At 68.4% G+C, this 25,348-nt stretch carries 26 protein-coding genes; 3 read left to right on the forward strand and 23 right to left on the reverse strand.

Annotation, left to right across the window (positions count from 1 at the left end; genetic code table 11):
* Nucleotides 1-22 precede the first annotated feature (22 nt).
* From BM133_RS27015 to BM133_RS27060, 10 genes are read right to left on the reverse strand one after another with little or no spacing between them, the layout of a single operon-like run.
* Nucleotides 23-1,546, reverse strand: a complete 1,524-nt coding sequence (locus BM133_RS27015) for an amidohydrolase family protein (protein ID WP_256219367.1) — start codon at nt 1,544-1,546, stop codon at nt 23-25.
* Nucleotides 1,547-1,581: 35 nt separating this feature from the next.
* Nucleotides 1,582-2,646, reverse strand: a complete 1,065-nt coding sequence (locus BM133_RS27020; protein WP_093440836.1) for an ABC transporter substrate-binding protein — start codon at nt 2,644-2,646, stop codon at nt 1,582-1,584.
* 20 nt (nt 2,647-2,666) lie between these two features.
* Nucleotides 2,667-3,080, reverse strand: coding sequence for a DUF3830 family protein (locus BM133_RS27025; RefSeq protein ID WP_093441254.1), 414 nt, complete (start codon nt 3,078-3,080; stop codon nt 2,667-2,669).
* A 14-nt stretch (nt 3,081-3,094) separates the two neighbouring features.
* On the reverse strand, nt 3,095-3,871 hold the full coding sequence (locus BM133_RS27030) for an ABC transporter permease (RefSeq protein WP_093440839.1): 777 nt from the start codon (nt 3,869-3,871) through the stop codon (nt 3,095-3,097).
* Nucleotides 3,868-4,737: an ABC transporter ATP-binding protein gene (locus tag BM133_RS27035; RefSeq protein ID WP_093441257.1), complete on the reverse strand. Its 870-nt coding sequence runs from the start codon at nt 4,735-4,737 to the stop codon at nt 3,868-3,870. The genes BM133_RS27030 and BM133_RS27035 overlap by 4 nt, the downstream gene beginning before the upstream one ends.
* Nucleotides 4,738-4,745: 8 nt before the next feature.
* Nucleotides 4,746-5,897, reverse strand: coding sequence for a cyanuric acid amidohydrolase (locus tag BM133_RS27040; protein WP_093440841.1), 1,152 nt, complete (start codon nt 5,895-5,897; stop codon nt 4,746-4,748).
* Complete coding sequence (gene allB / locus BM133_RS27045) at nt 5,894-7,363, reverse strand: allantoinase AllB (RefSeq protein ID WP_093440844.1); 1,470 nt, start codon at nt 7,361-7,363, stop codon at nt 5,894-5,896. The genes BM133_RS27040 and allB overlap by 4 nt, the downstream gene beginning before the upstream one ends.
* Nucleotides 7,364-7,373: 10 nt before the next feature.
* A complete protein-coding gene (locus BM133_RS27050) occupies nt 7,374-8,165 on the reverse strand; it encodes an SDR family NAD(P)-dependent oxidoreductase (protein ID WP_093440847.1) in 792 nt (263 codons plus the stop codon).
* Nucleotides 8,166-8,179: 14 nt separating this feature from the next.
* Nucleotides 8,180-9,235, reverse strand: coding sequence for an ABC transporter substrate-binding protein (locus tag BM133_RS27055; protein ID WP_093440849.1), 1,056 nt, complete (start codon nt 9,233-9,235; stop codon nt 8,180-8,182).
* Between the two features lie 12 nt (nt 9,236-9,247).
* Nucleotides 9,248-10,069: a cysteine hydrolase family protein gene (locus tag BM133_RS27060; RefSeq protein WP_093440852.1), complete on the reverse strand. Its 822-nt coding sequence runs from the start codon at nt 10,067-10,069 to the stop codon at nt 9,248-9,250.
* Nucleotides 10,070-10,197: 128 nt separating this feature from the next.
* Here BM133_RS27060 and BM133_RS27065 point away from each other — a divergent pair, with 128 nt between their 5' ends.
* The gene (locus BM133_RS27065; protein ID WP_093440854.1) at nt 10,198-11,106 is read left to right on the forward strand and encodes a LysR family transcriptional regulator; all 909 of its coding nucleotides are present in this window, start codon (nt 10,198-10,200) and stop codon (nt 11,104-11,106) included.
* On the opposite strand, the gene BM133_RS27070 is transcribed toward BM133_RS27065, so the two are convergent.
* Nucleotides 11,103-12,029, reverse strand: coding sequence for a LysR family transcriptional regulator (locus BM133_RS27070; protein WP_093440857.1), 927 nt, complete (start codon nt 12,027-12,029; stop codon nt 11,103-11,105). The genes BM133_RS27065 and BM133_RS27070 overlap by 4 nt on opposite strands.
* 97 nt (nt 12,030-12,126) lie before the next feature.
* Here BM133_RS27070 and BM133_RS27075 point away from each other — a divergent pair, with 97 nt between their 5' ends.
* Both BM133_RS27075 and BM133_RS27080 read left to right on the forward strand, forming a co-directional pair.
* Entirely contained in the window at nt 12,127-13,368 is a 1,242-nt protein-coding gene (locus BM133_RS27075; protein ID WP_093440859.1) for a flavin-dependent oxidoreductase, read from the forward strand.
* 40 nt (nt 13,369-13,408) lie between these two features.
* Nucleotides 13,409-14,371 carry a tripartite tricarboxylate transporter substrate binding protein gene (locus BM133_RS27080; RefSeq protein WP_093440862.1) on the forward strand — a complete coding sequence of 321 codons (963 nt, stop codon included), beginning with the start codon at nt 13,409-13,411 and terminating at the stop codon, nt 14,369-14,371.
* Nucleotides 14,372-14,377: 6 nt separating this feature from the next.
* Here BM133_RS27080 and BM133_RS27085 read toward each other — a convergent pair whose 3' ends face one another.
* From BM133_RS27085 to BM133_RS27140, 12 genes are read right to left on the reverse strand one after another with little or no spacing between them, the layout of a single operon-like run.
* Nucleotides 14,378-15,163 carry a GntR family transcriptional regulator gene (locus tag BM133_RS27085; RefSeq protein WP_093440864.1) on the reverse strand — a complete coding sequence of 262 codons (786 nt, stop codon included), beginning with the start codon at nt 15,161-15,163 and terminating at the stop codon, nt 14,378-14,380.
* Complete coding sequence (locus tag BM133_RS27090) at nt 15,160-15,828, reverse strand: cysteine hydrolase family protein (protein WP_093440867.1); 669 nt, start codon at nt 15,826-15,828, stop codon at nt 15,160-15,162. Before BM133_RS27090 ends, BM133_RS27085 begins: the two co-directional genes overlap by 4 nt.
* Nucleotides 15,819-17,414, reverse strand: a complete 1,596-nt coding sequence (locus tag BM133_RS27095; RefSeq protein WP_093440869.1) for an ABC transporter ATP-binding protein — start codon at nt 17,412-17,414, stop codon at nt 15,819-15,821. Before BM133_RS27095 ends, BM133_RS27090 begins: the two co-directional genes overlap by 10 nt.
* 8 nt (nt 17,415-17,422) lie before the next feature.
* Complete coding sequence (locus BM133_RS27100; protein ID WP_371286360.1) at nt 17,423-18,109, reverse strand: biuret amidohydrolase; 687 nt, start codon at nt 18,107-18,109, stop codon at nt 17,423-17,425.
* An 8-nt stretch (nt 18,110-18,117) separates the two neighbouring features.
* Nucleotides 18,118-19,110 carry a formamidase gene (locus BM133_RS27105; protein ID WP_093440875.1) on the reverse strand — a complete coding sequence of 331 codons (993 nt, stop codon included), beginning with the start codon at nt 19,108-19,110 and terminating at the stop codon, nt 18,118-18,120.
* A gap of 5 nt (nt 19,111-19,115) precedes the next feature.
* A complete protein-coding gene (locus BM133_RS27110) occupies nt 19,116-20,039 on the reverse strand; it encodes an ABC transporter permease (protein ID WP_093440877.1) in 924 nt (307 codons plus the stop codon).
* Nucleotides 20,036-21,097 (reverse strand): ABC transporter permease, encoded by a 1,062-nt coding sequence (locus BM133_RS27115; protein ID WP_093441259.1) that lies wholly within the window; start codon nt 21,095-21,097, stop codon nt 20,036-20,038. The genes BM133_RS27110 and BM133_RS27115 overlap by 4 nt, the downstream gene beginning before the upstream one ends.
* Nucleotides 21,098-21,120: 23 nt before the next feature.
* A complete protein-coding gene (locus tag BM133_RS27120) occupies nt 21,121-22,239 on the reverse strand; it encodes a BMP family ABC transporter substrate-binding protein (RefSeq protein WP_093440880.1) in 1,119 nt (372 codons plus the stop codon).
* 59 nt (nt 22,240-22,298) lie between these two features.
* Nucleotides 22,299-22,679 carry an oxalurate catabolism protein HpxZ gene (gene hpxZ / locus BM133_RS27125; RefSeq protein WP_093440882.1) on the reverse strand — a complete coding sequence of 127 codons (381 nt, stop codon included), beginning with the start codon at nt 22,677-22,679 and terminating at the stop codon, nt 22,299-22,301.
* Complete coding sequence (locus BM133_RS27130) at nt 22,676-23,509, reverse strand: ABC transporter ATP-binding protein (RefSeq protein ID WP_093440885.1); 834 nt, start codon at nt 23,507-23,509, stop codon at nt 22,676-22,678. Before BM133_RS27130 ends, hpxZ begins: the two co-directional genes overlap by 4 nt.
* Nucleotides 23,506-24,333, reverse strand: a complete 828-nt coding sequence (locus tag BM133_RS27135) for an ABC transporter permease (protein ID WP_093440888.1) — start codon at nt 24,331-24,333, stop codon at nt 23,506-23,508. Before BM133_RS27135 ends, BM133_RS27130 begins: the two co-directional genes overlap by 4 nt.
* Nucleotides 24,334-24,335: 2 nt before the next feature.
* Nucleotides 24,336-25,334 carry an ABC transporter substrate-binding protein gene (locus BM133_RS27140; RefSeq protein WP_093440890.1) on the reverse strand — a complete coding sequence of 333 codons (999 nt, stop codon included), beginning with the start codon at nt 25,332-25,334 and terminating at the stop codon, nt 24,336-24,338.
* Nucleotides 25,335-25,348 lie beyond the last annotated feature (14 nt).

The raw sequence follows: 25,348 nt of genomic DNA on the forward strand, positions 1-25,348 counted from the left end.
CTGCTTTGGCGAAGCGGCCTGCCTAGCCGCAGCAGCCGCCCATCATTTGACCGCGGCGGTAGAACGGCCCGAGGTCGTCCGCCAGCGCCTTGACGGTTTCGCGCCACGACGTGGCGCCGGCACGGCCCCCGGCCAACGCGCTGCGCATGCGCGCCAGCAGCTCGGCGCGCAATGCGGGCTCGTCGACGCCCTGCACGCGGCCCGCATCGACCACCACGCGCCCGCCGACCAGCACCTTGGCAATGTGGCTGCCGTTGGCCCGCGCCAGCAGCAGGTCGAGCGGATCGGTATCGGCGAAGAGCGCGTCGTCGTCGAGCGCGTCCCAGTCCAGCAGCACCAGGTCGGCCGCGGCGCCGGGCGCGATGGGGCCGCCCGAGGCCAGGCCGCCACGCATGCCATGCACGCTGCGCGGGCCATTGCGCGAAGCGAAGGCCCAGAGCTGTTCGCGCGTCATCGTGGTGTCGTAGCCCCAGCCCCGGTGCAGCGAATACGCGAGCCGCATTTCGCGCAGCGCGTCGTCGTCTTCATCGAAGGCCATGCCGTCCAGGCCCATGGCCACGCGGCACCCGTGCTTCAGCATCTCGGGCACCGGCGCGATGCCCGACTTGAGCCCCAGGTTCGAACTGGTGTTGACCGCGATGGTCGCGCCACGCTCCGCGATCAGCGCCAGGTCCTCGGGCCGCGCCCAGGCGCAATGCGCGAGCGTGAGGCGCGGCGTCAGGAGGCCGATGTCGTCGAGAAAGCGGACGATGCCGCCGGGGTAGTTCGCATCGGCCCAGTCGCGCTGATAGCGCGTTTCGAGCAGATGCATGTGAACCGGACGGCCCGTGTCGACCGATGCCTGCGCGATCGCCTCGAGCAGCGGCGTGCTGCACCACTGCACCGCGGTCGGGCCGTACTGCACGGTCACGTGTTCGCCATGGCCGCCCTCCTCCACCATGCGTGCGACCTCGTCGACCAGCGCGAGCTGCCGGGCAGGCGCCACCGGCTTCACCGCGAGCCGCTCGGCCACCGCATCGCGGATGCCCGGGCGCAGCGCCGCCAGCACGGTCGCGTCGTCGCAGTAGGCGATGCCATGGCGGTCGCGCATCGCGATGGCGAAGCCGATGCGCACGCCGACATCGCGTGCCGCGCGCGCCACCGCCTGGGCCTCGTCGACGTAAGCCATGCCGCCTTGCACGCGCGTGTAGTGGACCATCAGGTTCGCCACGCCGTGCTTCGCCGAACGCGCGAACGAAGTCGCAGCGCAGAGGTAAGGGTCCATGCCCGGCACCACACCGAGGAACGGCAGCCAGCTTTCCAGCGGCTGGCCGAAGGCGCCGAGCGTGGCGCTGCGAAAGGTGCGCGCATGGTCGTGCGCATTGGCCAGCGCCGGCAGCGCGAGCAGGCGCGGCGCGCCGGCGCCCGGCTCGTCCGCCAGCGGCACGACCGACTGGATGCGGCCGCCCTCCAAGGCGATGCGCACATCGGATTGCGCAGGCTGCGCGCCGGGATCGGCCAGCAGCCATGCGCAGTCGAGCGGGCCTTCGTGCATGGGAGCGGACATGGCGTTTCCTTCGTCGTCGGGTTGCGTCTATGGACCTATGGCGCGGCGATTCTGCGCTCCGCCGGCGGCGGCAGAAAGCGCCGGTCGAACACCTCGCCAGCCGCAGGCGCACTCGCCAATTCGAATGCCTCCTTGACCTGCGCAATGGCGCGCGTCATGCGTGCATCGCTCACATCGCCCATGCCATGGGCCGCGACCTCGGGCGTCAGCATCACGGTGCGCAGCGTGTACAGCAGGCGCCGTTTCTCCAGCGCCTGGTTGAGCAGCGGCTCGCGCTTCATCAGCGCGGCGATGGCCGCGTCGGGGTCGGCCACCGTGTCGCGCAATGCCTTGTTGACGGCGCGCACGAGTCCGGCCACGGCCTGGGGCCTGTCCTTCAGGAACTGGCGGGACACCAGCACGCCGTTGCCGTACAGGTCGACGCCATGGTCGCCGTAGTGGAACCAGCGGATGTCCTTGTCCGGGTCCACGCCCTGCGCCACCAGGTTCATGTAGCTCGTCACCGAGAACACGGCCGAGCCTTCGACATGGTCCTTGACCATCATCTGCTCCTGCAGGTTGGGCGCCATGTGGGTCCACTTGACCTTGCTGGCGTCCACGCCGTTTTTGGCCGCCATCAGCGGGAACATGCGCAATGCGGCGCCGCCGGCCGGCGAGCCCAGCGTGCGGCCCTCCAGGTCCTTGAGCGTCTTGATGGGGCTGCTTGATTTCACGATGAGTGCGAAGGGCGCGCGGTTGTAGATCATGTAGACCATCACGGGTGCGGCGCCGGGCTTGGCGGCCGCGTTCTGCACGATCGCGTTGACGTCGCCGAAGCCTGCGTCGTAGGCGCCGGCCATCACCTTGGTCACGGCCGCCCCGGAGCCGTCGCCCTGGTCGATGGTCACCGCGAGCTTCTCGGCCGCGAAGTAGCCCCGGTCTTCGGCCAGGTAGTACCAGGCGTGGATGCCCTGCAGCTTCCAGTCGAGGACGAACCGGACGGGCGTGAGCGACTGGGCCTGCGCTTCGCGCACCGGGAGTGCCGCGAGCGACGCGCCCAGTGCGGCGGACAAGGCCACGACCGCCGTGCGGCGCGTGACAGGAGAGGAGGAAGAAGACATGCAAGGTTCCTTGGAATGAATCAGATGGCTTCGAAGAGAACGTCCTGCGCGCCTTCCCACAGCACCTGGGTGCCGAGCGCGCGCAACTGCTCCCGCCCTTCGACGACGGTGAGGAAGTGATTGCCCGCGAGCGTGCCCATCTTGCTGGCGAAGCTGCAGGCGCCGTAGGCCAGGATGATCTCGGTCTCGCTGTAGCCGCCGGGGTAGAACAGGATGTCGCCCACCGACGGATGGCTGGTGTGGTTCTCGAAGCCCACGCCCAGCTGGAAATCGCCCATCGGCACCCAGCAGCCCTCGCCGCTCCAGCGCACGTGGATGAGCTTCTGCCGGTAAGGCAGCAGCTCGCGAAAGGCCGCCACGGTGAGCGGCGCGTCGGGGTGCGTCTGTGCCACGAAGCGCAGGCCGCCGGCGGTGATCCGGATGAGATCGTTCATGACGTTCACGCCGTTCATGCCATCGCCATGTCGGTCTTGCGCTGGGCCCAGCCCGTCGTGCGCCGCTCGACCAGCGAAGAGATGGCATACAGCGCCACGCCCATCGCCGCGAGCAGGAAGAGCCCCGCGAACACCATCGGCACGTCGAAGTTGCCGCTGGCGATCATCATCACCGTGCCGATGCCCTTGTTGGCCGCGACCGTCTCGCTCAGCACGGTGCCCACGAAGGCCAGCGTGATCGCGATCTTGAGCGAGGCGAACAGATAAGGCAGCGCGCGCGGCAGGCCCACGTTCCACAGGATGTCGCGCTTTCTCGCGCCCAGCACGCGCAGCACGTCTTCCAGCTCGGGCTCGGTGCTCGCAAGGCCGGTGGCCACGTTGACCACCACCGGAAAAATGCTGATCACCATCGAGGTCAGGATGGCCGGCACCGTGCCCGCGCCGAACCACACCACGAAGAGCGGCACCACCGCCACCTTCGGGATGCTGGAGAAACCCACCAGCAGCGGATAGGTCACGTCGTAGGCCAGCTTCGACGAGCCGATCACCACGCCGATGACGATGCCCGCCCCCACGCCCAGCACGAAGCCGGCGAGCGTGGTGTAGAGCGTCTGCACGGTGTGCGGCCACAGGAGCGGCATCTTCTGGATCAGCACCAGCGCGATCTGGCTCGGGCGCGGCAGGATCAGGTCGGACACGCCGAAGGCCAGGCACGCCACCTCCCACAGCACGAAGAAGCCGATGAGCGCGCCCGCGGAAAGCAGGCGCTGCCGTGTGCGCGGCGCGATCATGCGGCCACCGCTTCGAGCGCAGCGGCCGGCACGGCATCGCTCTCGCGGCGCGCGTCGGCAATGCGCATGCGCAACTGCTGCACCAGGCTTGCGAACTCCGGCGCATAACTGCTCTCCAGCGTGCGCGGCCGCGCGAAGCCCACCTCGCGCGTCTCGAGAATGCGCCCCGGCCGCGCGCTCATCACGCAGATGCGGTTGGCCAGGTAGGCAGATTCGCGCAGGTCGTGCGTCACCAGCAGCACGGTCGGCCGCTTGGCGATCCACAGCGTCTGCATGATGTCCCACAGCTCTTCGCGCGTGAACTGGTCCAGCGCGCCGAAGGGCTCGTCGAGCAGCAGCAGCTCGGGCTCGTGCACCAGCGCGCGGCACAGCGAGGCGCGCTGCAGCATGCCGCCCGAAAGCTGCCACGGCCGCTTGTCGCCGAAGCCCTTCAGGCCCACCTGCGCGAGCAGCGCATCGGCGCGCTCGGCGTATTCGCCGCGCTTCTTGCTGCGGTAGTGCTGCCGGAAGGGTTCGACGATCTTGAGCGGGATCATCACGTTCTCGCGGATCGTGAGCCACGGCAGCATGGTCGGGTTCTGGAAGGCGAGGCCGATGCGAAGGCGCGGCGCCGGCGACGCATGCGTGCCCGCCGGGCCCAGCGTGCCGGCCGCGCCCATCTCGCGTCCGCCGGCGATCACCGCGCCCGCGCTCGGCCGCAGCAGGCCGGCCACCAGCTTCAGGATGGTCGACTTGCCGCAGCCGCTCGGCCCCACGAGCGCGACGAAGTCGCCCTTCTCGATGTCCAGCGTCGTATGGTCCAGCGCGATGGTGCCGCCGCCATAGCGCAGCATCACGTCGGACAGTTGGATGAATGGGTTGCCCATGAGGTCCTTCAAGAGGAAGAAGAAAAAGCCGCGTCGTCGTCCATCCGCAGGATCGCGGCCACCGGGCCGCCGCCCGCGGGGCCCTGGTGCTCGGCGCCGCCCGACACGTACAGCGCCGTGTGGCCGGCCACCGAGGCCAGCACGCCGCCCACCACGGCGCGCGCATGGCGCGTCGAGTGGATGTCGGAGTCGTTGAGCATGGTGTGGCGGGCGTCGCGCACGCGGCCATCGGGGCTGGCCTCCGCTTTCGCGAGCAGGTTCACCAGCCGCGCAGACAGGGCTTGCGCATCGCGTTCCGCGTCGAGCCCGAAGGCATCGCGCAACAACGCGCGCACGCTGGCCGCGTCGATCGCGTCGCGCATCACCGTGTGGGCGATGCGAAACACCGAGGCGCTGCCTTCCGCCTCGCCCAGCACGATGACGACGTTGCCTTCCAGCTCGATGCCGGCCGAGGCCGAGGCGCGCGCGGAGAACAGCCGCCAGTCGCTCATCACGCTCGCATCGCTGATCTCTTCACGTGCGACTTCGCCCAGTGCAACCGCCACGCCAAGTGCCGACGCGCCGCGCGAATAACCCATCGATTCGTAGCTGTCGTGGGTGGCCGGCGCGGCGCCGCGCGCCAGTGCTGCCGACACCTTGGCCGAAGTGAGCAGCGGGCACTTGACCTGCACGAAGTGCACGTCGTCCGCACTCTGGATGCCCGCATCGCGCATGGCCTCGGCGACGGCGTGCGCGGTGGCGTCGATCTGCGCGGCGCGGCCCATTTCTTCCGGCAGGAAGTCGCGCGTCTGCGCGATGCCGACCACGAGGCGCTTGCCCAGGCCCGCGGGCGCATCGGACACCCAACGCCGCGCGAACACCGTGAAGTGCGGCGACAGCACGCCCTCGGTGCCGCCCGACATCACCAGCGCCACGCGCCCGTGCACCGCTTCGGGCGTGCAGCCGAGTGCAGGGGCGAGCAGGTGGCACCACGCCGTGGACGCGTACTCGCGCGTGAAGTCGTTGACGCAGCCGTTGCCTTCGGTCTTGCCCATCACCGCCACGATGTCGGCCGCAATGATTTCGCCCGCATCGATCAGCGCCTTCACGCCGCTCAGGTCTCCCGGCCCGGTGCAAGGAATGCGCCAGACCCATACCCGCTGGACCTGTGCCGCGCTCATGCGGCATTCCAGTCAACCGGCCCCGAGGGCACGGCTGTTGCAGGCACGCCGGCAGGCGTCTGCAAAATCGCGCTGCTGTAGTGCTCGGTGTTGCGCGGCGCGGGCGCCGGCATCTTCTGCACGCCCTTCACCGAACGACCCCAGCCGACCGCATCGGTCACCAGCTTGCCCTCGCGCATCACGAAGCGCCCGCGCAGCAGCGTGTGCAGCGGATAGCCCTGCACCGCGCGGCCGTTCCACGGCGAGATCTTGCTGATGCTCTGCAGCTTGTTCTGCGACAGCGTGCCCGCGCGCTGCATGTCGACGATGGCGATGTCCGCATGCGCGCCCGGTGCAATCACGCCCTTGGTGCCGTACAGGCCCCAGGCCTTGGCCGGGTTCACCGCGCTCCAGCGCACGTAGTCCATCAACGTGGCGCGCGCGCGGTTCACCTCGGTCAGCATCAGCGGCATCTGCGTCTCGACGCCCGGGAAGCCGCAGTCGCAGTCCCAGATGCTCTCGCGGGTTTTCTCTTCCGGTGCGTGCGGCGCGTGGTCGGTCGCGATCATGTCGAGGGTGCCGTCCATCAGCGCGTCCCACAGCGGCTGGTTGTGGCGCGCCTCGCGGATCGGCGGGTTGAGCCGCATCACGCCGCCGAGCTTCAACATGTGGCTGGTGTTGAGCAGCAGGTACTGCGGGCAGGTCTCGGCCGTCACATCCACGCCGCGGCGCTTGGCCTCGCGCAGCAGGAAGAGCGAATCGGCCGCGCTGTGGTGCGCGATGTGCACGCGCGCGCCGGTCCACTCGGCCAGCGTGAGCACGCGGCCGATCGCCTCGATCTCGGCCACGGCCGGCCTCGCGGCCAGGTGCGCCATCGCATCGATGCGGCCGGCGGCCTTCATCTTCTGCTGGCGGCGCTGCAGGATCGACGAGTTCTCCGCATGCACCACCGTGCGGATTCCCAGCGGCGCGAGCTTCTCGAAGCCTTCGAGCAGCGCGCCGTCGGTGGGCGCGGGCAGGTTGCCGAAGGTGTTGCCGACGAAGGCCTTGAAGCTGGTGACGCCCGCGTCGAGCAACTCTTCGAGCCGGTCGACCGTGTCGTCGCCCAACAGGCCGTGGATGCCGAAGTCGCAATACGACGACTCGGCCGCCTTCTGCTTGATGCGCAGCGCCTCGACGGTGCCGGTCGGCGGGTTGGTGTTGGGCATCTCGAACACCGTGGTCACGCCGCCCAGTGCGGCGGCGGCGGAACCGGTCTTCCAGGTTTCCTTGTTCGGGTAGCCGGGGTCGCGAAAGTGCACGTGGCTGTCGATGGCGCCGGGCAGCAGGAACAGGCCGTCCGCGCGCATTTCCTCGCGTGCGGGCGGCATGGTGTCGTCATGGCCGACAGCCACGATGCGTTCGCCGGCAATGGCCACGCTGGCTTCGATGATCTGGTCCGCGGAGACCACGCGGGCGCCGCGAATGACGAGGTCGACTTCTTTCATCGCGGCCTCCTCAGAGCATCGCCCAGCCGCCATCGACGGGCAGGTCGACGCCGGTGATCTGGCGCGACACGTCGCTCGCCATGAAGAGGCAGGCGTTGGCCACGTCCGCATCGGTGGAGACGCGGCGCAGCGCATAGTCGGCCGCGTGCCGCGTCATCGCTTCTTCCAGCGAGATGCCGAGCTTCTCGGCCATGTTGGCGCACACCTTCTCGCGAAAGCGCGGGCCGTCGACCATGCCGGGCGCCACGCAGTTCACGTTGATGCCGTGCGGCCCGGCCTCCAGCGCAAAGCTCTTGGTGATGCCGCGCAAGCCCCATTTGGAGGCCGAGTACGCCATGCGGCCGGCGCGCCCGCGCATGCCGAAGGTGCCGCCCACGTTCACCACCTTGCCGCTCCTGCGTTCGATCATCCCGGGCAGCACGGCGCGCATGGTGTTGAAGCAGCCGGTCATGTTGAGCTGCACGATCTCGTTGAATTCCTCGCTCGTGGTTTCCCAGCCGGTCTTGCCGATGGGCCCCGAACCGCCGGCGATGTTGACCAGCACGTCGACGCGGCCGAAGGCTTCCAGTGCATGCGCCGCCAGTGCGTCGGTCTGCGCGCCCACGGTGAGGTCGCAGGGCACGACGATCGCCTCGACGCCGAGCGCGCGGGCCTCGGCGGCCACGGGCTCGATGGCGGCGGTGTCGCGCCCGGCCAGCACCAGCCTGGCGCCTTCGCGCGCGAAGGCCAGCGTCACGGCGCGTCCCATGCCCTTGGCCGGGCCGGTGATGAGCGCCACCTTGTCTTTGAGTTGCAGGTCCATGTCGTTTCTCGCTTTCAGTTCGATGTCTTGGAAGGGCGCTCGGCGCGCGCGGGCAGGAAGCTGCGGTCGAACACCTCGGCCGATGCCGGCGTGCGCGGCAGCTGGTTGGCATCGACCACGATGTCGATGCCCTTCTTCAGGCGCGCGTCGTCCACGTCGCCCAGGCCGATGCGGGCGACCTCGGGGTGGCTCATGTCGTTGCGCAGCGTGGCGAGCAGCTTTTCTTTCTCGACCTCGCGCTTGAGCAGCGGCTCGCGCTTCATGACGTGGTCGATGCCCATGTCCGGGTCGGCGATGACCTCCTTCACCGCGCGGTTCAGCGCCTTCACGAAGCCCTGCACCGCCTTGGGGTTCTCCTTGGCGAAGGTGCGCGAGAAGAACACGGCGTTGGAATACAGGTCCATGCCGTTGTCGCCGTAGCGGATGAAGCGCAGGTCCTTCGCGGGATCCAGGCCCATCGCCTTGGCGCTGAAGCTCACGGTGGTCACGTAGCCGAAGGCGGCGTCGATCTGCCCGCGCGTGAGCATCTGCTCGCGCAGGTTGGGCGCCATGTGGGTGATGGTCACCTTGGATGCATCGACCTTGGCGAGCTTGGCGAAGGCCGGGAACAGCTTCAGCGCACCGTCGTTGGCGGGGCCGCCGATGGTCTTGCCTTCCAGGTCCTTGGGCGACCTGATCGGGCTGTCCTGCTTCACCACGAGCGTGAAGGGCGGCGTGTTGTAGAGCATGTAGACCGCCACCGGCGCATCGGCCGGACGCTTGGAGGCCAGGTCGATCAGCGCATTGAGATCGCCGAAGCCCGCCTGGTAGGCGCCGGCCGCGACCTTCGGGATCGAGGCCGCGGAGCCCTCGCCCTGGTCGATCTCGACATCCAGGCCCTCGGCCTTGAAGTAGCCCTTGTCCTGCGCCACGAAGAACCAGGCCTGCGGGCCTTCGTACTTCCAGTTCAGCACCAGCTTGATGGGCACCTGTGCGGCGGCGGGCACGGCCGCCAGGGCCAGTCCGCCGGCGGCAACCAGCGCGGCGAGGGAGCGCACGAGGCGCCCGGTTCCAAAGAGAGACAGTGGCATGGCGAAAGACTCCTAGCGTTTTCTGGAAAGCGAAGACAAAGAAACCAGCAGCGACTCGGCGGTCGCGACGAAGCCGTGCAGTTGCTGCACGATGAAATGGATGCCGCGCGTGACGAAGGCCGGCGACGAGGTGCCGCACGCGTCCTTCAGCAGCACGCAGTCGTAGCCGAGGAAGTTCGCGTCCTGCAGCGTCGAGAACACGCAGCGGTCGGTGTTGATGCCCGCGAACATCAGCGTGGTGATGCCCTGCTGGCGCAGGATGCTGTCCAGCTCGTTGTCCCAGAAGCCGCTCAGGCGGTGCTTGTGGACCGCGATGTCGCCGGGCGCGACGGCCAGCTCGTCGATCACCTGCGCGCCCCACTCGCCCTGCACGAGCGAAGGGCCGTGGTCGATGGGCGAATGCTCGGCATAGCCGACGCCCTCGGCGCTGCGCTTGCCCTTGAACTGCACCGTGGGCGACAGGTTCAGCCGGTCCGCGCGAATGCCCCAGTTGAGCCACACCACGGCGCCGCCTGCCGCGCGCCATGCGGGCAGCAGGCGCGCGATGGCCGCGATCGGCTTGCGCGCCGCACGGATGGCGATGCCCTTCTGCGCGAACCAGCCCTCGGGGTGGCAGAAGTCGTTCTGCATGTCGACCACGACGAGCGCGCTGCGCGCGAGGTCGAACGCGATCGGCTGCGGCTCGGCCGGCATCTGCACCGGCCGTGGCCGCCGGGGTGCGCGCACCAGGCTGACCCGGCCGCCGGCCAGCGTCCACGCGTTATGGGGCGCCGGGCCGAAGCGGGCGGGCGGCTGCTCTGCATTGGTGCGCGAAGGCGCGGATCGGCGTGTCATGCGAGACGGGCACGCAGCCGACGTGCCAGAAGGTGCTCCTGATCCGTACCGATTCACGTACTGTGCGTTGCCGTTGCGGCAACGGTCTGGGCGGCGGCGCTGGCGCGCTTCGTGCAATCGATGCGGGCATGAACCACCTTCGCTTCCTGCGCTACGCAGACGAGGTCGCCCGGGCCGGATCGATCCGCCAGGCCGCCGAGCGGCTGCATGTCGCGCCCTCCGCCGTCAACCGCCGCATCCAGGACCTGGAGGAAGAACTGGGCACGCCGCTCTTCGAGCGATTGCCGCGCGGCATGCGGCTCACCGCGGCGGGCGAACTGTTCGTGCGCTACATCCGGGGGCGCTCGTCGGAGCTGGAGCGGGTGCGCTCCGAAATCGAGGAGCTGCAGGGTCTGCGCCGCGGATCGGTGCGGCTGGTGGCGAGCCAGGCGCTCGCGCCGCGATTCCTGCCGGCGGCCATCAACGACTTCGGCAAGACGCATCCGCTGGTGGGTTTCGATGCGCGCATCGGCGACCACGTGCAAGCCGCCGGCGCGCTGCGCAGTTTCGAAACCGACTTGGCGCTGGTGTTCAACCTCGCGCCGGAGGCCGACATCGAGCGCGTGTGCGCGGTCGAGCAGAAGCTCATGGCCATCATGCACAAGCGCCATCCGCTTGCGAAGGCGAAGACCCTGCGCCTGCGCGACTGCGCCGACCACCCGGTGGTGCTTCCGAACCGCGACACGGGCGGGCGCCAGCTGCTCGAGCGTTTTCTCGCGCGCAGTTCCACCTCGATCCGGGCCATGGTGGAGAGCAACAGCTTCGAGTTCCTGCGCGGCTGCCTGTACGACGGCCAGTCGATCTCGTTCCAGATGGCCATCGGCACCCAGACCGAAGACCCCAACATCGTGGCCAGGGACATCGAGGACCGCGGCTTTCCGCGCGGCGAACTGGTGCTGGCCAGCCTGCGCGGGCGGCAGCTGCCGGTGATCGCCTACGCCTTCGCGGAGTTCCTGCGCAAGCGGCTCACCGAACCCTCGGGTGCGGATGCCCGCTAGCGCGAGAGTGCGGGCAGCGCCTTCACCAGCGTGGCGACGAAGGCCTGCATGGCTTCGGTCTCGTGCGCGCCGCGCTTGGCGATGCGATAGAAGTCGAGCCCGATCTTCGGCTTGACCAGCACGTCGGTGCGCACGCGGTGGCGGCGGCAGGCCGCGAGCGCGAAGGTCGGCATCACGGCCGTGCCGAAGCCGGCCTCGACCATCGAGATCAACGTGCCGAAGAAATTGAAGGTGGGCCGCTGCGCATCGGCGCGGCCGATGGTGGCCAGGTGCTGGTCGATCACCCTCTGGATGGGGTTGCCCGCGGGCAGGCCGATGAGTTCGGCGGTGCGCAATGTGGACCACGGCGCGGTGCCGATGGCGGGCGGCTCATCGGCAGCGTCCGTCGAGGGCATCACGGGCATCACGGGCATCACGCGCATCAGGTGAAAGCGCCCGACCGGCGTGCGCTCCAGCCCCGCCGCCGCCTTGAAGAAAAAGCCGAGCCCCATGTCGGCATCGCCGGCCGCGACCATCGCTTCGACGTCGCGCAGGTCGGCATCGAAGAGGCGCAGGCTCACCTGCGGATGCGCCTCGCGGAACGTGGTGAACACCTGCGGCAGCAGGTGCGAGGACACCAGCGGCGTGGCCGCGATGCGCAAGGTCTGGCGCGCCTCGTCGCCCTCGGCGCCGAGCTGCGCGGCCACGTCGTCCAGGTCGGTGACCAGCCGCTCCACCACCGGCAGCAGCCGGCGCCCGGCCGGCGTGAGGCTGACCACGCGCGTGGTGCGGTCGAAGAGGCGGCAGCCCAGCTGCTTTTCCATCTCGCGGATCAGGATGCTCAACCCCGCCTGCGTGATGTGCGCCTGCTCGGCCGCGCGCGTGAAGTTGCCCAGCCGCGCCACCTGCAGGAAGGCGCGCATCTGGCGGGTCGAGAGGTTCATAAAGATTCATGATAAATCCATAGCACATCTAAATTTCACAAATGGCGAACTTCCGTTCCCAATACGACGCGAGACAAACGCAATCCTTTCGAGAACCATGAACGACAAGCAAGTGATCATCCTGGGCGCCGGCATCGGCGGCCTGACCCTCGCGCTGAGCCTGCACCAGGCCGGCATTCCCTGCCGCGTGTACGAGGCCGTGCCCGAGCTCAAGCCCATGGGCGTGGGCGTGAACCTGCTGCCGCATGCGGTGCGCGAGCTGACCGAGCTCGGCCTGCTGCCGCAACTCGACGCGGTGGGCGTGCGCACGAAGGAGTCGATCTTCTTCACCGAGCACGGCCAGCTGATCTTCCAGGAAGCAGCAGGCGAACATGCGGGCTACGACTGGCCGCAGTTCTCGATCCATCGCGGCGACCTGCAGACGGTGCTGCTCGAAGAGACGCTCAAGCGCCTGGGCGCGGACAGCGTGGTCTGCAACCACCGCTGCACCGGCGTGACGCAGGACGCGGGCGGCGTCACCGTCCACTTCGCCGATGCACCCGCCGTGCGCGGCGCCGTGGCCATCGGTTGCGACGGCATCCACTCGGCCCTGCGCAAGCAGCTCTACCCCAACGAAGGCGCACCGCGCTATTCGGGCGTGAACATGTGGCGCGGCACCACCCGATGGAAGCCGTTTCTCTCGGGCGCGAGCATGGTGCGCGCGGGCTGGCTCGCGGTCGGAAAGATGGTGATCTACCCGATCCGCAACGACATCGATGCCGAAGGCAACCAGCTCGTGAACTGGGTCGCCGAGATCCACGCGCCGCAACCCGCGATGCGCGACTGGAGCCGCACCGGCCGGCTCGAAGACTTTCTCCCGGCATTTGCCGACTGGCATTTCGACTGGCTCGACGTGCCCGCGCTCATCCGCGCCTCGGACACCATCCTGGAGTACCCGATGGTCGACCAGGACCCGCTGCCGCGCTGGACGCACGGCCGCCTCACGCTCCTGGGCGACGCCGCGCACCCGATGGTGCCGCGCGGCTCCAACGGCGCGGGCCAGGCGATCATCGACGCGCGCTTCCTCGCCGGTGCGCTCAAGGACCTGGGCGTCGGCACCGCGGCGCTGGAAGACTACGACCGCGTGCGCGTGAAGGCCACCACCAACGTGGTGCTGACCAACCGCAGCAACCCGCCCGATGCGATCCTGCGCGAGGTGTTCGAACGCTCGGGCGGCAAGCGCTTCGGGCAGATCGAGGATGTGGTGAGCCACGCCGAGCTGCAGGCCATCTCGGACAACTACAAGCGTGTGGCCGGCTACGACCCGGTCGCGTTGAAGGCGCGAGCCTCGTACCTCTGAGCACCGGCAATTTCACAGAACAAGACGGAGACAAGACACCATGCGATTCCTGACCAAGCCCCTCACCGCCCTGCTCGTTGCAGCCAGCGCCGCAGCGGCCCACGCCTGGCCCGAGCAGCCGATCACGCTCGTCGTGCCCTACACGCCGGGCACCGGCATCGACCTCGTCGCGCGCCAGCTCTCGGCCCGCCTGCCCGCGTTGCTGGGCCAGCCGGTGATCGTGGAAAACCTCGCGGGCGCCAGCGGCAACATCGGCAGCGAGAAAGTTGCGCGCGCCAAGCCCGACGGCTACACGCTGATGGTGCAGGTCAACACGCTGGTGATGAACCGCAGCCTCTACAAGTCGCTGAGCTACGACCCCGTGGCCGACTTCACGCCGGTGTCGCTCACCTCGTGGGGCACGCTGCTGCTGGTGACCAACCCGAACGTGCAGAAGGCGACGTCGGTCGCGCAGATGGTGAGCGCGGCCAAGGCGGAACCGGGCAAGCTGACGTATGCCACGCCGGGTGTCGGCACGCCGCATCACTTGTCGATGGCGCTGCTGATGCAAGGCACCGGCACAGAGCTGATGCACGTGCCGTACAAGGGCACGGCCGGCGCGGTGACCGACCTCTTGGGCGGTCGCATCGACTACATGTTCCTGCCGGTGCACGTGGCGCTGCAGCACATCCAGGTCGGCAAACTGAAAGCCATTGCCACCGGCAGCAGCAAGCGCCTGCCGCAACTGCCCGACGTGCCGACGCTCGCCGAAGCGGGCGTGACCGCCGACAACGTGGACATGTGGTACGGCGTGCTCGCGCCCAAGGGCACGCCGCCCGACGTGGTGGCGCGGCTCAACAAGGAGATCGCTGCGGTCCTGAAGCAACCCGAAGTGGCGAAGTCGTTCGAGTCGCAGGGCATGGTGCCGGCGAGTTCGACGCCGGCGGAATTCGGGGCGCTGGTGAAGAAGGATGCGGACCGTTGGGCAATGGTGGTCAAGCGCGGGAACATCACCGCGGACTGAGTTCCTTCAGCGCGGCGCCGTTTTGCCCGCATGCCGCGCCAGATGCACCTGGTGCAGCGTGATCTTGCGCACCTCCGCCTGGCTGGTCTCGATGTGCGCGCGCAGCAGCATCGCGGCCTGATCCCCCCGGTTCGCGCGGATCGCCTTCAGGATCTTCGCGTGCTCCTCGTAGGTCGCCTCGATGCGCGGCTGCTGCGTGAAATCGAGCCGGCGGATGATGCGGATGCGGTCCGTCACGTCGCTGTGCACGCGCGCCATCTCGGCATTGCCCGCAGCGGCCACGAGCGAGCAGTGAAAGGCTTCGTCCCACTGCGCGACCTGCGCCGTGTCGGTGCTGCGCTCGGCCGCGGGCACGAGCCAGATGCCCGCCAGCGTGTCGAGCAGGCTGCGATCGACCCGGTGGTCGGCCTCGCAGATGCGGTGCACCGCCGTGGTCTCCAGCACCATGCGCAAGTCGTAGAGCTGCTCGAACTGGTCGAAGTCGAACGGCAGCACGCGCCAGCCGCTTCGGAACAGCACCTCGACGAAGCCCTCCTGCTGCAATCGGAAGAGCGCTTGCCGCACGGGCGTGCGCGACACGCCGAGCCGGTCGCTGATCTCGTTCTCGGTGAAACGGTCGCCGGGCACGAGGATGAACTCGGCCACGTCGCGCTTGAGCTGCGCGTAGACCTCGTCGGCGCGTGTACGAAAAACGGCCGCATCGGGTGCGGGCGTGGGCGCGGGCGCGGGGGAAGCTGGGCGGGGTCGGACGGTAGACACGTGGGGGATGGTAGTCGCTGGCGCCGGCTTCATGCCGCGTTGTCGAGCGCGGCGAGCAGCGCCGCGCTCGGCGCGGTCCAGCCGACGATGGCACCCTGCGCGCGGATCATGTCGAGCGTCGCCGCCTTGAAGGCCGGGAAGTAGCTCTCGGTGCAGTCCTCCAGCAGCAGGCCGTCGTAGCCGCGGTCGTTGGCTTCGCGCATGCTGGTCTGCACGCAGACCTCGGTGGTGACGCCGCCGAACAGCAGGTGCGTGATGCCGCGCTGCTGCAGCAACTCGTGCAGGCCGGTCGCGTAGAACATGCCCTTGCCGGGCTTGTCGATGACGATCTCGCCCTCGACCGGTGCGAGTGCATCGATGATCTGGTTGCCGGGCTCGCCGGCCACGAGGATTCGGCCCATCGGGCCTTCGTCGCCGATGCGCAGGCTCGGGTTGCCGCGGTGGCGCTTGGCGGGCGGACAGTCCGAAAGATCCGCCTTGTGCGCCTCGCGGGTGTGGACCACCAGGCCGCCGGCCTTGCGCCACGCCGCCAGGGCGGCCTTCGTCGCGGGGACGATCGCTTCGAGTAGCGACACGTCGTTGCCCAGCGTTTCGCCGAAGCCGCCCGGCTCGATGAAGTCCCGCTGCATGTCGATGAGGACCAGCGCCGTGTGCTTCAATTCGAACGCGTAGGCGAAGGGGTTGGCTTCTATGCGCATGCTGGCTCCGGCTCGTGGTGTCCACCGCCCATGTGCGCGCCGATCACGTGCCGCTCGGCATCCGCAGCCGAGGTCTCGAACACGATCTTTCCTTCGCTCATCACGACGATGCGGTCGGCCAGTTCGAGGAGCTCGTCCAGGTCTTCGCTGATCAGCAGCACCGCACCGCCCTTCTCGCGCACCTGCACGATGCGTTCGTGAATTTCCGCGACAGCGGCGAAGTCGAGGCCGAACACCGGGTTCGCCGCGATCAGCACGTTGATGTCGCCGGCCAGTTCGCGCGCGAGCACCGCGCGCTGCACGTTGCCGCCCGAAAGGCTGCGGATCGGCGCGCCCTCGCCCTGCGTCTTGACGCCGTACTCGGCGATCCACTCGCGCGCACGGCTGCGCCAGAACGGGAAGTTCAGCACGCCGCCGCGCGACAGCGGCGGCCTGTCGAAATCGCGCAGCGCCATGTTCTCGGCCACGCTGAGGTCGCCCACGCAGGCGTTGCGCAGCGGCTCCTCGGGAAGGCTGCGCACCTTGAGGCTGCGGTTCTCGGCGCGGCGTGCGTTGTAGGGCTGGCCCCTCACGGTCACGCGGCCGGCCAGCCTCGGGCGCTGCCCGACCAGGGCTTCGACCAGTTCGCGCTGTCCGTTGCCGGAGACGCCCGCCACGCCGAGGATTTCTCCCGCGCGCACGGAAAGGCTCAGGTCGTGCAGCGCGAGCGTGCCGCGGTCGCCCTGCGCCTTGAGGCCTTCGACCTGCAGCGCGACAGGTGCCGCATCGGCCACGGGCTTCCTGACGGCGGGCGATGAAGCCGGTGCGACAACGGCGGCGTCTTCACCGCCCATCATGGCCTGCGCCAATTGCGCCGGGCTCGTGTCCGCCACGCGGCAGTGATGCACCGCCTTGCCCCTGCGCAGCACCGTCACGCTGTCCGCATAGGCCATCACCTCGCGAAACTTGTGCGTGATGATGAGCACGGTGCACATGCCGCTGCGTGCGAATTCGCGCACATGGCCCAGCACCTCGTCGGCCTCCTGCGGGGTGAGCACCGAGGTCGGCTCGTCCAGGATCAGGAGGCGCGGCTTCAGGTAGAGCTGCTTCAACAGTTCGAGCTTCTGCTTCTCGCCCGCCGCAAGCTCCGAAGGCCGCACATCGAGGTCGAGGCTGAAGGGCGTGGTCGCGAGAAAGTCCTTCAGCTCCGCGCGCTTGGTCTTCCAGTCGATCAGCGCGGGCGTCTTGCCGCCAGCCAGCAACAGGTTCTCGGCCACCGTCATGCCCGGTGCCAGCGTGAAGTGCTGGTAGACCATGCCGATGCCCAGCGCACGCGCGACGATGGGGTTGGCGATGTCCTGCTCGCGCCCGTCGACGAGGATGCTGCCCTCCTCCGCGCGCTGGAAGCCGGCCACGCACTTCACCAGCGTGCTCTTGCCCGCGCCGTTCTCGCCGAGCAGCGCGTGCACCGTGCCGGGCTCGACGCGCATGGTCACCTTGTCCATCGCGGTGAAGGCGCCGAAGCGCTTGGTCAGCTCGTAGGTGTCGAGCGCGAGCGCGCCGCTGCCCGCGGGCAGTGCGCCGATGGCGTGGGGCATGGCGCTCATGGGTGCAATCAGCCCAACGCGGCCAGCAATGCCTGCGAGGTCGTGTGCGCACCGAACACGCCGCCCTGCATCGTGATCATCTTCAGCGCCGCGAGATGGTTGCCGTGGTCGGTGGCGGCCGTGCAGTCCGACAGCAGCAGGCATTCGAAGCCGCGGTCGTTCGCATCGCGCATCGTGGTGTGCACGCACACGTCGGTGGTGATGCCCGCGAGGATCAGGTTCTCGATGCCGCGCGTGCGCAGGATCAGTTCGAGGTCGGTCGCATAGAACGAGCCCTTGCCGGGCTTGTCGATCACCACCTCGCCGGGCAGCGGCGCGAGCTCGGGAATGAGCTCCCAGCCCGGCTCGCCGCGCACGAGGATGCGGCCGCACGGCCCGTCGTCGCCGATGCCCACGCCGTTGGCGCCGATCTGCCGCGAGCGCCAGCGCTTGTTGGCCGGCAGGTCCGCAAGATCGGGCCGGTGGCCTTCGCGCGTGTGGATGATGTGAAAGCCCAGCGGCCGCAGCACAGCGAGCGTGCGCGCAATCGGCTGGATGGGTGCCTGCACCAGCGCGAGGTCGTAGCCCATCACATCGACGTAGCCGCCCTTGCCGCAGAAGTCGGTCTGCATGTCGATCACGACGAGCGCGGTGTTCTCGGGGCGGAGATCACCGTTGTAGGGCCAGGCATACGGCTCGGAAGCGATGGTGGTCATGGCGGTGCTCATCCTTGGTAGTTGCGTTCCGGCGGCGCAAAGCCGCAGCTCGTGCCGTCGGTCACCTTCACGTCGGCGCTCCACGGCAGCTTGTAGGTGCCGGCGGCCATGTCGTGCATGTAGGTGTAGGGGCAGTCCTGCGCGCCGCCCTTCACCGCGACGTAGCCGCGGTGGTAGAGCTGGTAGATGTTGTTCTCCACGCCCCAGCCAGTGCGCGCTTCGCGCACGAGGTCGGGCCGCAGTTCGGCGGTGATGATTTCGTCGACGCGGCCGCCGCCCTCGACCAGCACCGTGCCGTCGAAATTGCAGAACATGCCCTCGCCCATCGAATCGAAACTGCCGTCGCTGCCGCACAGGCACACGCTCGCGGTGTAGGCGAGGTTGCAGAAGGCGTTCGATTGGTTGGTGATCTTCCACGCGTGGCGGATCGGCGCGGTGTAGCCGGCCGTGCGCAGGATGATGTCGGCGCCCTTGTACGCGGCCTCGCGCGCCATCTCGGGGAACATGCCGTCGTGGCAGATGATGAGCGCAAGCCTGCTGCCGTTGGGTCCGTCGCACACCGGAATGCCCAGGTTGCCGGGCTCCCACGGCTCGACCGGCACCCACGGGTGCAGCTTGCGGTAGTAGAGCTTGATGGCGCCCTGGTCGTCGATGATGAGCCCGCTGTTGTACGGGTTGCCGCCGGGGTTGGCTTCCATGATGGAGAAGCAGCCCCAGATGCGGTGCTCGACACAGGCGCGCTTGAAGGCCGCGACCTCGGGGCCATCGAGCGTGCACATGATCTCGCGGTTCGTGTCCATCGAGAGGCCGTGCAGCGCGTACTCGGGGAACACCACGAGGTCCATGGTCGACTGGTTGCGGCGCGCCTTGCCCACCATGTCGCAGATGCGCTGCGTCTGCGCGGCCAGGTCGGCCGGCGTCTTCACGTTCGGCAGCTGCAGCTGCACCAGGCCGACGACGACGCCGTGCGCCGATTTGTTGAGGCCACCCAGACCGCTCATGGTGTTCAGTTCCTTGTCGATGAAAGTTCGCCGGGGCTGCCGATGGCGGCGCTGCCCGGCTTGCAGGTGAGCACCAGGATCACCAGCGTGAGCACATAGGGCACGGTGTTGAAGAGGTGGTAGCCCCAGCCGATGCCGATGGACTGCAGCGCGGGGCCGATGGCGCCCGCACCGCCGAAGAGAAAGGCCGCGCCCACGCAGCGCAGCGGGCTCCAGCGCGCGAAGATCACCAGCGCGACGGCGATCAGGCCCTGTCCGCTGGAGATGCCTTCGTTCCAGCTGCCCGGATAGAACAGCGTGAGCGATGCGCCGCCGAGCCCGGCGATGAAGCCGCCCGCCGTGGTCGCCGCGATGCGCAGGCCCGAGACCGAGTAGCCGAGTGCGCGCGTGGCCTGCGCCGAATCGCCGGCCATGCGCACCAGGAGGCCGGCGCGCGTGCGCGCGAAGCCCCACCAGAGCAGCACCGCGAGCGCCACGCCGATGGGCACGAGCGCATTGAGTTGCAGCGCCGAACGCACCACCGTGTTGTCGCTCCAGAAGCCCAGCGGTATCGCGGGGATCTGCGGCGCCTGCGGTTGGATCAGCGGCTTGCCGAGATAGAACGCCAGGCCTGTGCCCAGCAGCATCAACGCGATGCCGGTCGCCACGTCATTGACGCGATCGAGCGAGCACAGGAGGCCGTGCAGCAGCGCGAGCACAGCCCCGGCCATCGCACCGATCAGCACACCGAGCCAGGCCGAATCGGTGAGGTAGGCACCGCCGAAAGCCGCCATCGCCGACAGCACCAGCACGCCTTCGAGCCCGAGGTTGATGCGCCCCGATTTCTCGGTGAGGCATTCACCCAGGCTCACGAAAAGAAAAGGCGCGCCCACGCGCAGTGCGCCGCCGACGATGCCGGCTGCGAGCGCGATCCATTGGTCGGCGGTCATGCGGGGCTCCCCGAGGCGCGGAACATGCGCGCGCGCAGCGCCTTCCAGTCGATCATGCGCAGGCCCTCGCTCGCAAGGATCAGCACGAACGCGATGCCCTGCAGCACCAGCACCGACGCATCGGGCAACCCGAGCCGCCGCTGCAGCAGGCTTCCCGCCGCACCGAAGCCGCCGAACAGGATCGCCACCGGCACGATGGCCACCGGGTTGTGCCGCGCGATGAACGACACGAGGATGCCCGCGTAGCCATACCCCGCGATCAGCGAGGCGTTGGCGTTGGTGTGCACCGCCGCCACCTCGACCGCGCCTGCGAGGCCCGCGCAGGCACCGCCGAGCCCGCAGGCCCCGAGGATGAGCCGCGTGGCCGGCAGGCCCACGAGCTGCGCGGTGCGCGGATTGCCGCCGACCACGCGCACCGAGAAACCCGAGGCCGTCGCACGCAACCACCATCCGAGCCCGAGACAGGCCACGACGCCGATCACGAAACCCCAGTGCACGTCGGAGCCGCCGATGCCGCCGATCAGCAGCCCGTCGTTCAACGCATAGGTCGATGGCTTGTTCAGGCTCGCCGGATCGCGCAGCGGCCCTTCGACCAGGTGCTTGAAGATGCCGATGGCGATGTAGGCCAGGAGCAGGCTGCTGATGGTTTCGTTGATGCCGCGGTACTGGCGCAGCCACCCCGCGAGCACGATCCACAGCGCGCCGGCGAGTGCGCCTGCGATGCAGACCATCACCGTGCCCACGACATTGGCGGGCAGCGGCACCGCATGCGCGAGCGCGGCGCAGGCCAGGCCGCCGAACACCAGCGCGCCTTCACCGCCGATGACGATCAGCCCCGCGCGCGCGGGCAGCGCCACGCACAGCGCGGTGAGCATCAGCGGTGCGGCGCGCTGCAGGGTGTTCTGCCAAGAGAACCAGTCGCCGAACGCGCCCTTGAAAAGCGTCGCCCACACCTCCACCGGATCGACGCCGGCAAAGGCGACGAGCACGCCGAACAGCAGCAGCGCCGCCGCGATGGCGAACACCGGCAGGGCGAATTCCTTGAGCGCACTACGCATGGGCATCGGCATGGACGTGGAACTCAGGCCGAGCCGATGACGCCTTCGACCAGGTAGTTCATCTTCTCCAGCTCCAGGTCCGTCTGCTTCAGGACCTTGCCGGCGGGCACCACGACCGCGCCCTTGTTGTCCTTGATACCGTCCTTGAAGATATCGAAGGTGCCCGCGATCATCCTGGCCTTGATGTCGTCGGCCTGCTTCTTCGCGGCGTCCGGCACCATGGGGCCGTAGGCGGACATCTTCACGTAGCCTTCCTTCAGGCCGCCGCGCAGGAAGTTGGGATGCGGCTTGCCGGTTTGCGCGGCTTCGATCGCGGTCTTGTAGGCGGTGAGCCAGTTCCACTCGGCACCGGTGAGGTAGGCGTTCGGCGCCAGCTTGGCCTGGCTCGCGTGGTAGCCGCAGACCATCTTGCCGCGCTTGGCTGCGGTCTCGACCACCACCTTGGGGCCATCCACGTGCATGGTGAACACGTCGCAGCCCTGGTCGGCCAGGCTGTTGGTGGCTTCGGCTTCCTTCACGGCCATCGACCAGTCGCCGGTGAAGATCACGCTGCAGGTGATGTTCGGCTTGACCGAGCGCGCACCCAGCGTGAAGGCGTTGATGTTGCGCAGCACCTGCGGAATCGGCTTGGCTGCGACGAAGGCGACCTTGTTGCTCTTGGTCATGTGCGCGGCAATCACGCCGTTCAGGAACTGGCACTCGTCGATGTAGCCGAAGAAGCTGCCCGCGTTCTTGGGGTGCTTGCCCTCGGTCCAGAGGCCGCCGCAGTGCGAGAAGCGCACGTCGGGGTACTTGGGCGCCACGGCAAGGATGTGCGGATCGAAGTAGCCGAAGGACGTGGGGAACAGCAGCTTGGCACCGTCCTGCGAGATCATGCCGGCCATGGTCTTCTGCACGGCGGCGGTTTCGGGCACGTTCTCTTCTTCGACCACCTTGATGCCGGGCAGCTTCTTGATCTCGGCCGCGGCCATGGCGTGCGCCTGGTTGTAGCCGTAGTCGTCGCGCGCGCCGACGTAGATCACGCCGACGGTCAGCGGCTTGGCCTGTGCTGTGGCCAGGGCGCTCCAGCCTCCGAGGGTGCCGGCGGCGCCGAGCGCGGCCAGGGACTTGAGGGAATCGCGGCGATTGAATTGGCTGGTCATGGCGTTCTTTCGGGAGAGTTGAAGGAGGTGCAAAAAATGTGCCGTGCGATGTGCCGATTTCAGGCCGGCATGCTCACGTGGGCGGCGACGACGCGCCAGCCCTCGGCAGTGCGTATCCACGTCTGGCTCTGCCGGCCGATCACGCGGCTGCCTTCGCGCCGGAACTCGACGTTCGCCGTCGCGAAGTCGCGGCCGTAGGTGGTGATGACGGTGCGCAGCAGTTCGCGCGGCGGGCTCTGCACCGGCAGCGAGGCGCGGAAGGCGCGGATGTCGGCGTGGCCGTAGTGGTTTTCGGAGAAGCCGTAGCGCAGCGTGTGCGGGCTGTTCCAGAACAGTTCGTCGAGCACGGCGCGCTGGTTGGTCACCAGTGCCTCTTCGTAGCGCGCGAACACGGCGCTGACTTCGGCGTGCACTTCGGGGAGGTTGATCTCCATCGTCATCGGCGCACCTCGCGCTGGAAGATGTCGAGGCTGAGCTTCTTCATCGCAACGAAGCTGTCGCTGCTCAGCGTCTCCAGGGTGCGCGGGCGCGCATCGCCGTAGCGCAGGATCTCCGCCACCTTGGTGGGCCGCTTGGTCAGCAGCAGCACCTCGTCGGCGAGGTACACGGCCTCTTCGAGGTCGTGCGAGACCAGCAGCATCGTGGTGCCGGTCTGCATGAACACCTCCTGCAGCTTCTCGCGGATGAAGAGCGTCATCTCGAAGTCGAGCGCGGAGAAGGGCTCGTCGAGAAACAGCACCTCGGGGTTGGGCGCGAGGGCCCGCATGATCGACGCGGTCTGCTGCTGTCCGCCCGAGAGCTCGTAGGGGAAGCGCTTCAGGTCGAACTTCACGTCGAACGACGCGACCAGCTCCTCCATGCGCCGGTCGACCTCGGCCTTGCTGCGCCCTTCGAGCTTCAGCGGGTAGGCGATGTTGTCGATGGTGCGCATCCACGGGAACATCGCCTCGCGGTAGTTCTGGAACACGTAGCCGATCTTGGTGTCCTTGCGCTGCTTGCCGTCGAACAGGATCTCGCCCGAGTCGATGGGAACGAGCCCCGCGATCATGTTGATGAGCGTGGACTTGCCGCAGCCGTTGGGGCCGAACACCGAGACGATCTTGTGCTTGGGAATGTCGAGGTCGAAGTTCTCGTACAGCGGCCAGCCCGCGAAGTACTTGGTGAGGCCGCGGATGGTGATGTGCGTGCCGGCGGGGCCGGGCTTGAACGCCGGCTTGGGCACGTCGGCATACACCGGGCCGTTGATGACGATGTCGGGTGTGACTTTCATCTTCCGCTCCAGTGCACGATGCGGCGCTCGGCGATCAGGAAGAGGATGTTGAGCGCGTAGCCGAGTGCGCCGGCCGCAAGGATCGCCGCGTACATGCTCTTCACGTTGAGCACCTGCTGCGCGTCGATGATGCGGTGGCCCAGGCCCGTGTCGGAGCCGATGAACATCTCGGCCACGATGACGATCACCAGCGCCATCGACACCGCCGAGCGCAGGCCGACAAAGCTGGGCTGCAGGCTCTCCCAGATCAGCACGTCCTTGAAGACCTGCCAGCGCGAGGCGCCCATGACCTTGGCCGCCATCACGCGCTGCTTCCTGGCATTGATGACACCGTAGGCGCTGTTGAACACCACGATGAGGAGAGCGCCGAAGGCCGCGATGGCGATCTTGTTGACGTCGCTCACGCCGAAGATCAGCAGGAACAGCGGAATGAGCGCGGACGACGGCGTCGAGCGGAAGAAGTCGATCAGGAACTCCACGCTGCGGTACGCCTTCTCGTTGCTGCCGAGCAGCACGCCCAAAGGCACGCCGACCACCGCCGCGATGAGAAAGGCCTGCAGCGTGCGCCACACCGTCATCGCGAAATCGGTGAGCAGCGGTCCGCCCGCCAGGCCCGTGATCAGCGCCGCGATGGTGTCGGCCGGCGTGGGCAGCAGGATGGGCTTGATGAAGCCCAGGCGCACCACCAGGTCCCACACGATGAACAGGACGACCGGGCCGATGAAGGGCAGCAGGCGGTCGCGCAGCGGCGGCTTGGGCGCGGCAGCGTTGAGGCTGGCCGGCGGTGTCCACGGCGCGGCCGTGGTCGTGCTTGCGTCGGCCATGGTCATGCCTTGTAGAGCAGGCCGTCCACCAGCACCTTCTTCTCGAAGATGCCTTTCTCGGTGAACAGGTCGTAGAACTTCTGGAAGTACGCAACGTCGCTCGGCTTGAACTCGTTGTAGAGCATGTAAGACGCGAGCGGCACTTCGGCGGTGAGCTTGCCTTCGATGGCGGTGTAGCCCTTCATGTGCTGGCGCGCATCGTCGGGCTTGGTGCGCACCAGTTCCACGCCGCGTGCGTAGGCGGCGATGTATTTTTTCGCGACCTCGGGGCTCTTCTTGATGAACTCGGTGGTGAGGCTGGCCGCGCCGCCGTGCCACGGCGCCATCGGGTCGCCGAGGATGTACTTCGCCACGACGCCGGCCTCGATCACGCGCGTGGTGCCGTTCATGCGGCCGACGGTGCCGGTGGGCTCCAGCGTGTAGCAGGCATCGACCTGGCCCGCGACCAGCGCGGCCACGTGCTGGCCGATGGGCAGCTCGCTCACGACCGCGCCCTTGGCGCCCGCGCGCTCCAGCATGGTCTTGCACAGCGTGACGTTCTGGATGCCGGGGCCCGAGGCGACCTTCTTTCCGGCCAGCTCGGCCATGGTCTTGATGGGGCTGTCCTTGCCGACGATGAATTCGTCGAGCACGAACTTGGCGTTGCTCGGGTTGGTGCAGAAGATCTTGAAGAGGCCCGGCTGCGCGATCTCGCCGATGGCGAGGTTGGCCGAGCCGGTGCCGTTGGCGCTGCCGTCGCAGCGGCCCGCGAGCATGGCCTCCATCACCTGCTGCGCGCCGGCGAACTTGAGCGGCTCCACGTCGAGCCCCGCTTCCTTGAAGTAGCCGCGATCCACCGCCGCGAAGAACGGCAGGCCCGCGGCCACGGGCCAGAAGCCGATGCGCAGCTTGGGCGCGGCCTGCGCACGCACGATGGCGGGCGCGGCCAGCACGGCGAGGCCCGCGGCGCCCGCTTGCAGCAACTGGCGGCGCGATGCCGCGGATTTATCGAGGGTGCTCATCGGAACTCCTGGAT

It is taken from the genome of Variovorax sp. 770b2 (assembly GCF_900115685.1).
Classification (GTDB): Bacteria; Pseudomonadota; Gammaproteobacteria; order Burkholderiales; family Burkholderiaceae_C; genus Variovorax.

What these genes read in the sequence shown, in the direction of transcription:
- BM133_RS27015 (WP_256219367.1), bottom strand. Translation starts at nt 1,546, where the DNA reads ATGTCCGCTCCCATGCACGAAGGCCCGCTCGACTGCGCATGGCTGCTG.
- BM133_RS27020 (WP_093440836.1), bottom strand. Translation starts at nt 2,646, where the DNA reads ATGTCTTCTTCCTCCTCTCCTGTCACGCGCCGCACGGCGGTCGTGGCC.
- BM133_RS27025 (WP_093441254.1), bottom strand. Translation starts at nt 3,080, where the DNA reads ATGAACGATCTCATCCGGATCACCGCCGGCGGCCTGCGCTTCGTGGCA.
- BM133_RS27030 (WP_093440839.1), bottom strand. Translation starts at nt 3,871, where the DNA reads ATGATCGCGCCGCGCACACGGCAGCGCCTGCTTTCCGCGGGCGCGCTC.
- BM133_RS27035 (WP_093441257.1), bottom strand. Translation starts at nt 4,737, where the DNA reads ATGGGCAACCCATTCATCCAACTGTCCGACGTGATGCTGCGCTATGGC.
- BM133_RS27040 (WP_093440841.1), bottom strand. Translation starts at nt 5,897, where the DNA reads ATGAGCGCGGCACAGGTCCAGCGGGTATGGGTCTGGCGCATTCCTTGC.
- allB (WP_093440844.1), bottom strand. Translation starts at nt 7,363, where the DNA reads ATGAAAGAAGTCGACCTCGTCATTCGCGGCGCCCGCGTGGTCTCCGCG.
- BM133_RS27050 (WP_093440847.1), bottom strand. Translation starts at nt 8,165, where the DNA reads ATGGACCTGCAACTCAAAGACAAGGTGGCGCTCATCACCGGCCCGGCC.
- BM133_RS27055 (WP_093440849.1), bottom strand. Translation starts at nt 9,235, where the DNA reads ATGCCACTGTCTCTCTTTGGAACCGGGCGCCTCGTGCGCTCCCTCGCC.
- BM133_RS27060 (WP_093440852.1), bottom strand. Translation starts at nt 10,069, where the DNA reads ATGACACGCCGATCCGCGCCTTCGCGCACCAATGCAGAGCAGCCGCCC.
- BM133_RS27065 (WP_093440854.1), top strand. Translation starts at nt 10,198, where the DNA reads ATGAACCACCTTCGCTTCCTGCGCTACGCAGACGAGGTCGCCCGGGCC.
- BM133_RS27070 (WP_093440857.1), bottom strand. Translation starts at nt 12,029, where the DNA reads ATGAACCTCTCGACCCGCCAGATGCGCGCCTTCCTGCAGGTGGCGCGG.
- BM133_RS27075 (WP_093440859.1), top strand. Translation starts at nt 12,127, where the DNA reads ATGAACGACAAGCAAGTGATCATCCTGGGCGCCGGCATCGGCGGCCTG.
- BM133_RS27080 (WP_093440862.1), top strand. Translation starts at nt 13,409, where the DNA reads ATGCGATTCCTGACCAAGCCCCTCACCGCCCTGCTCGTTGCAGCCAGC.
- BM133_RS27085 (WP_093440864.1), bottom strand. Translation starts at nt 15,163, where the DNA reads ATGAAGCCGGCGCCAGCGACTACCATCCCCCACGTGTCTACCGTCCGA.
- BM133_RS27090 (WP_093440867.1), bottom strand. Translation starts at nt 15,828, where the DNA reads ATGCGCATAGAAGCCAACCCCTTCGCCTACGCGTTCGAATTGAAGCAC.
- BM133_RS27095 (WP_093440869.1), bottom strand. Translation starts at nt 17,414, where the DNA reads ATGAGCGCCATGCCCCACGCCATCGGCGCACTGCCCGCGGGCAGCGGC.
- BM133_RS27100 (WP_371286360.1), bottom strand. Translation starts at nt 18,109, where the DNA reads ATGACCACCATCGCTTCCGAGCCGTATGCCTGGCCCTACAACGGTGAT.
- BM133_RS27105 (WP_093440875.1), bottom strand. Translation starts at nt 19,110, where the DNA reads ATGAGCGGTCTGGGTGGCCTCAACAAATCGGCGCACGGCGTCGTCGTC.
- BM133_RS27110 (WP_093440877.1), bottom strand. Translation starts at nt 20,039, where the DNA reads ATGACCGCCGACCAATGGATCGCGCTCGCAGCCGGCATCGTCGGCGGC.
- BM133_RS27115 (WP_093441259.1), bottom strand. Translation starts at nt 21,097, where the DNA reads ATGCGTAGTGCGCTCAAGGAATTCGCCCTGCCGGTGTTCGCCATCGCG.
- BM133_RS27120 (WP_093440880.1), bottom strand. Translation starts at nt 22,239, where the DNA reads ATGACCAGCCAATTCAATCGCCGCGATTCCCTCAAGTCCCTGGCCGCG.
- hpxZ (WP_093440882.1), bottom strand. Translation starts at nt 22,679, where the DNA reads ATGACGATGGAGATCAACCTCCCCGAAGTGCACGCCGAAGTCAGCGCC.
- BM133_RS27130 (WP_093440885.1), bottom strand. Translation starts at nt 23,509, where the DNA reads ATGAAAGTCACACCCGACATCGTCATCAACGGCCCGGTGTATGCCGAC.
- BM133_RS27135 (WP_093440888.1), bottom strand. Translation starts at nt 24,333, where the DNA reads ATGGCCGACGCAAGCACGACCACGGCCGCGCCGTGGACACCGCCGGCC.
- BM133_RS27140 (WP_093440890.1), bottom strand. Translation starts at nt 25,334, where the DNA reads ATGAGCACCCTCGATAAATCCGCGGCATCGCGCCGCCAGTTGCTGCAA.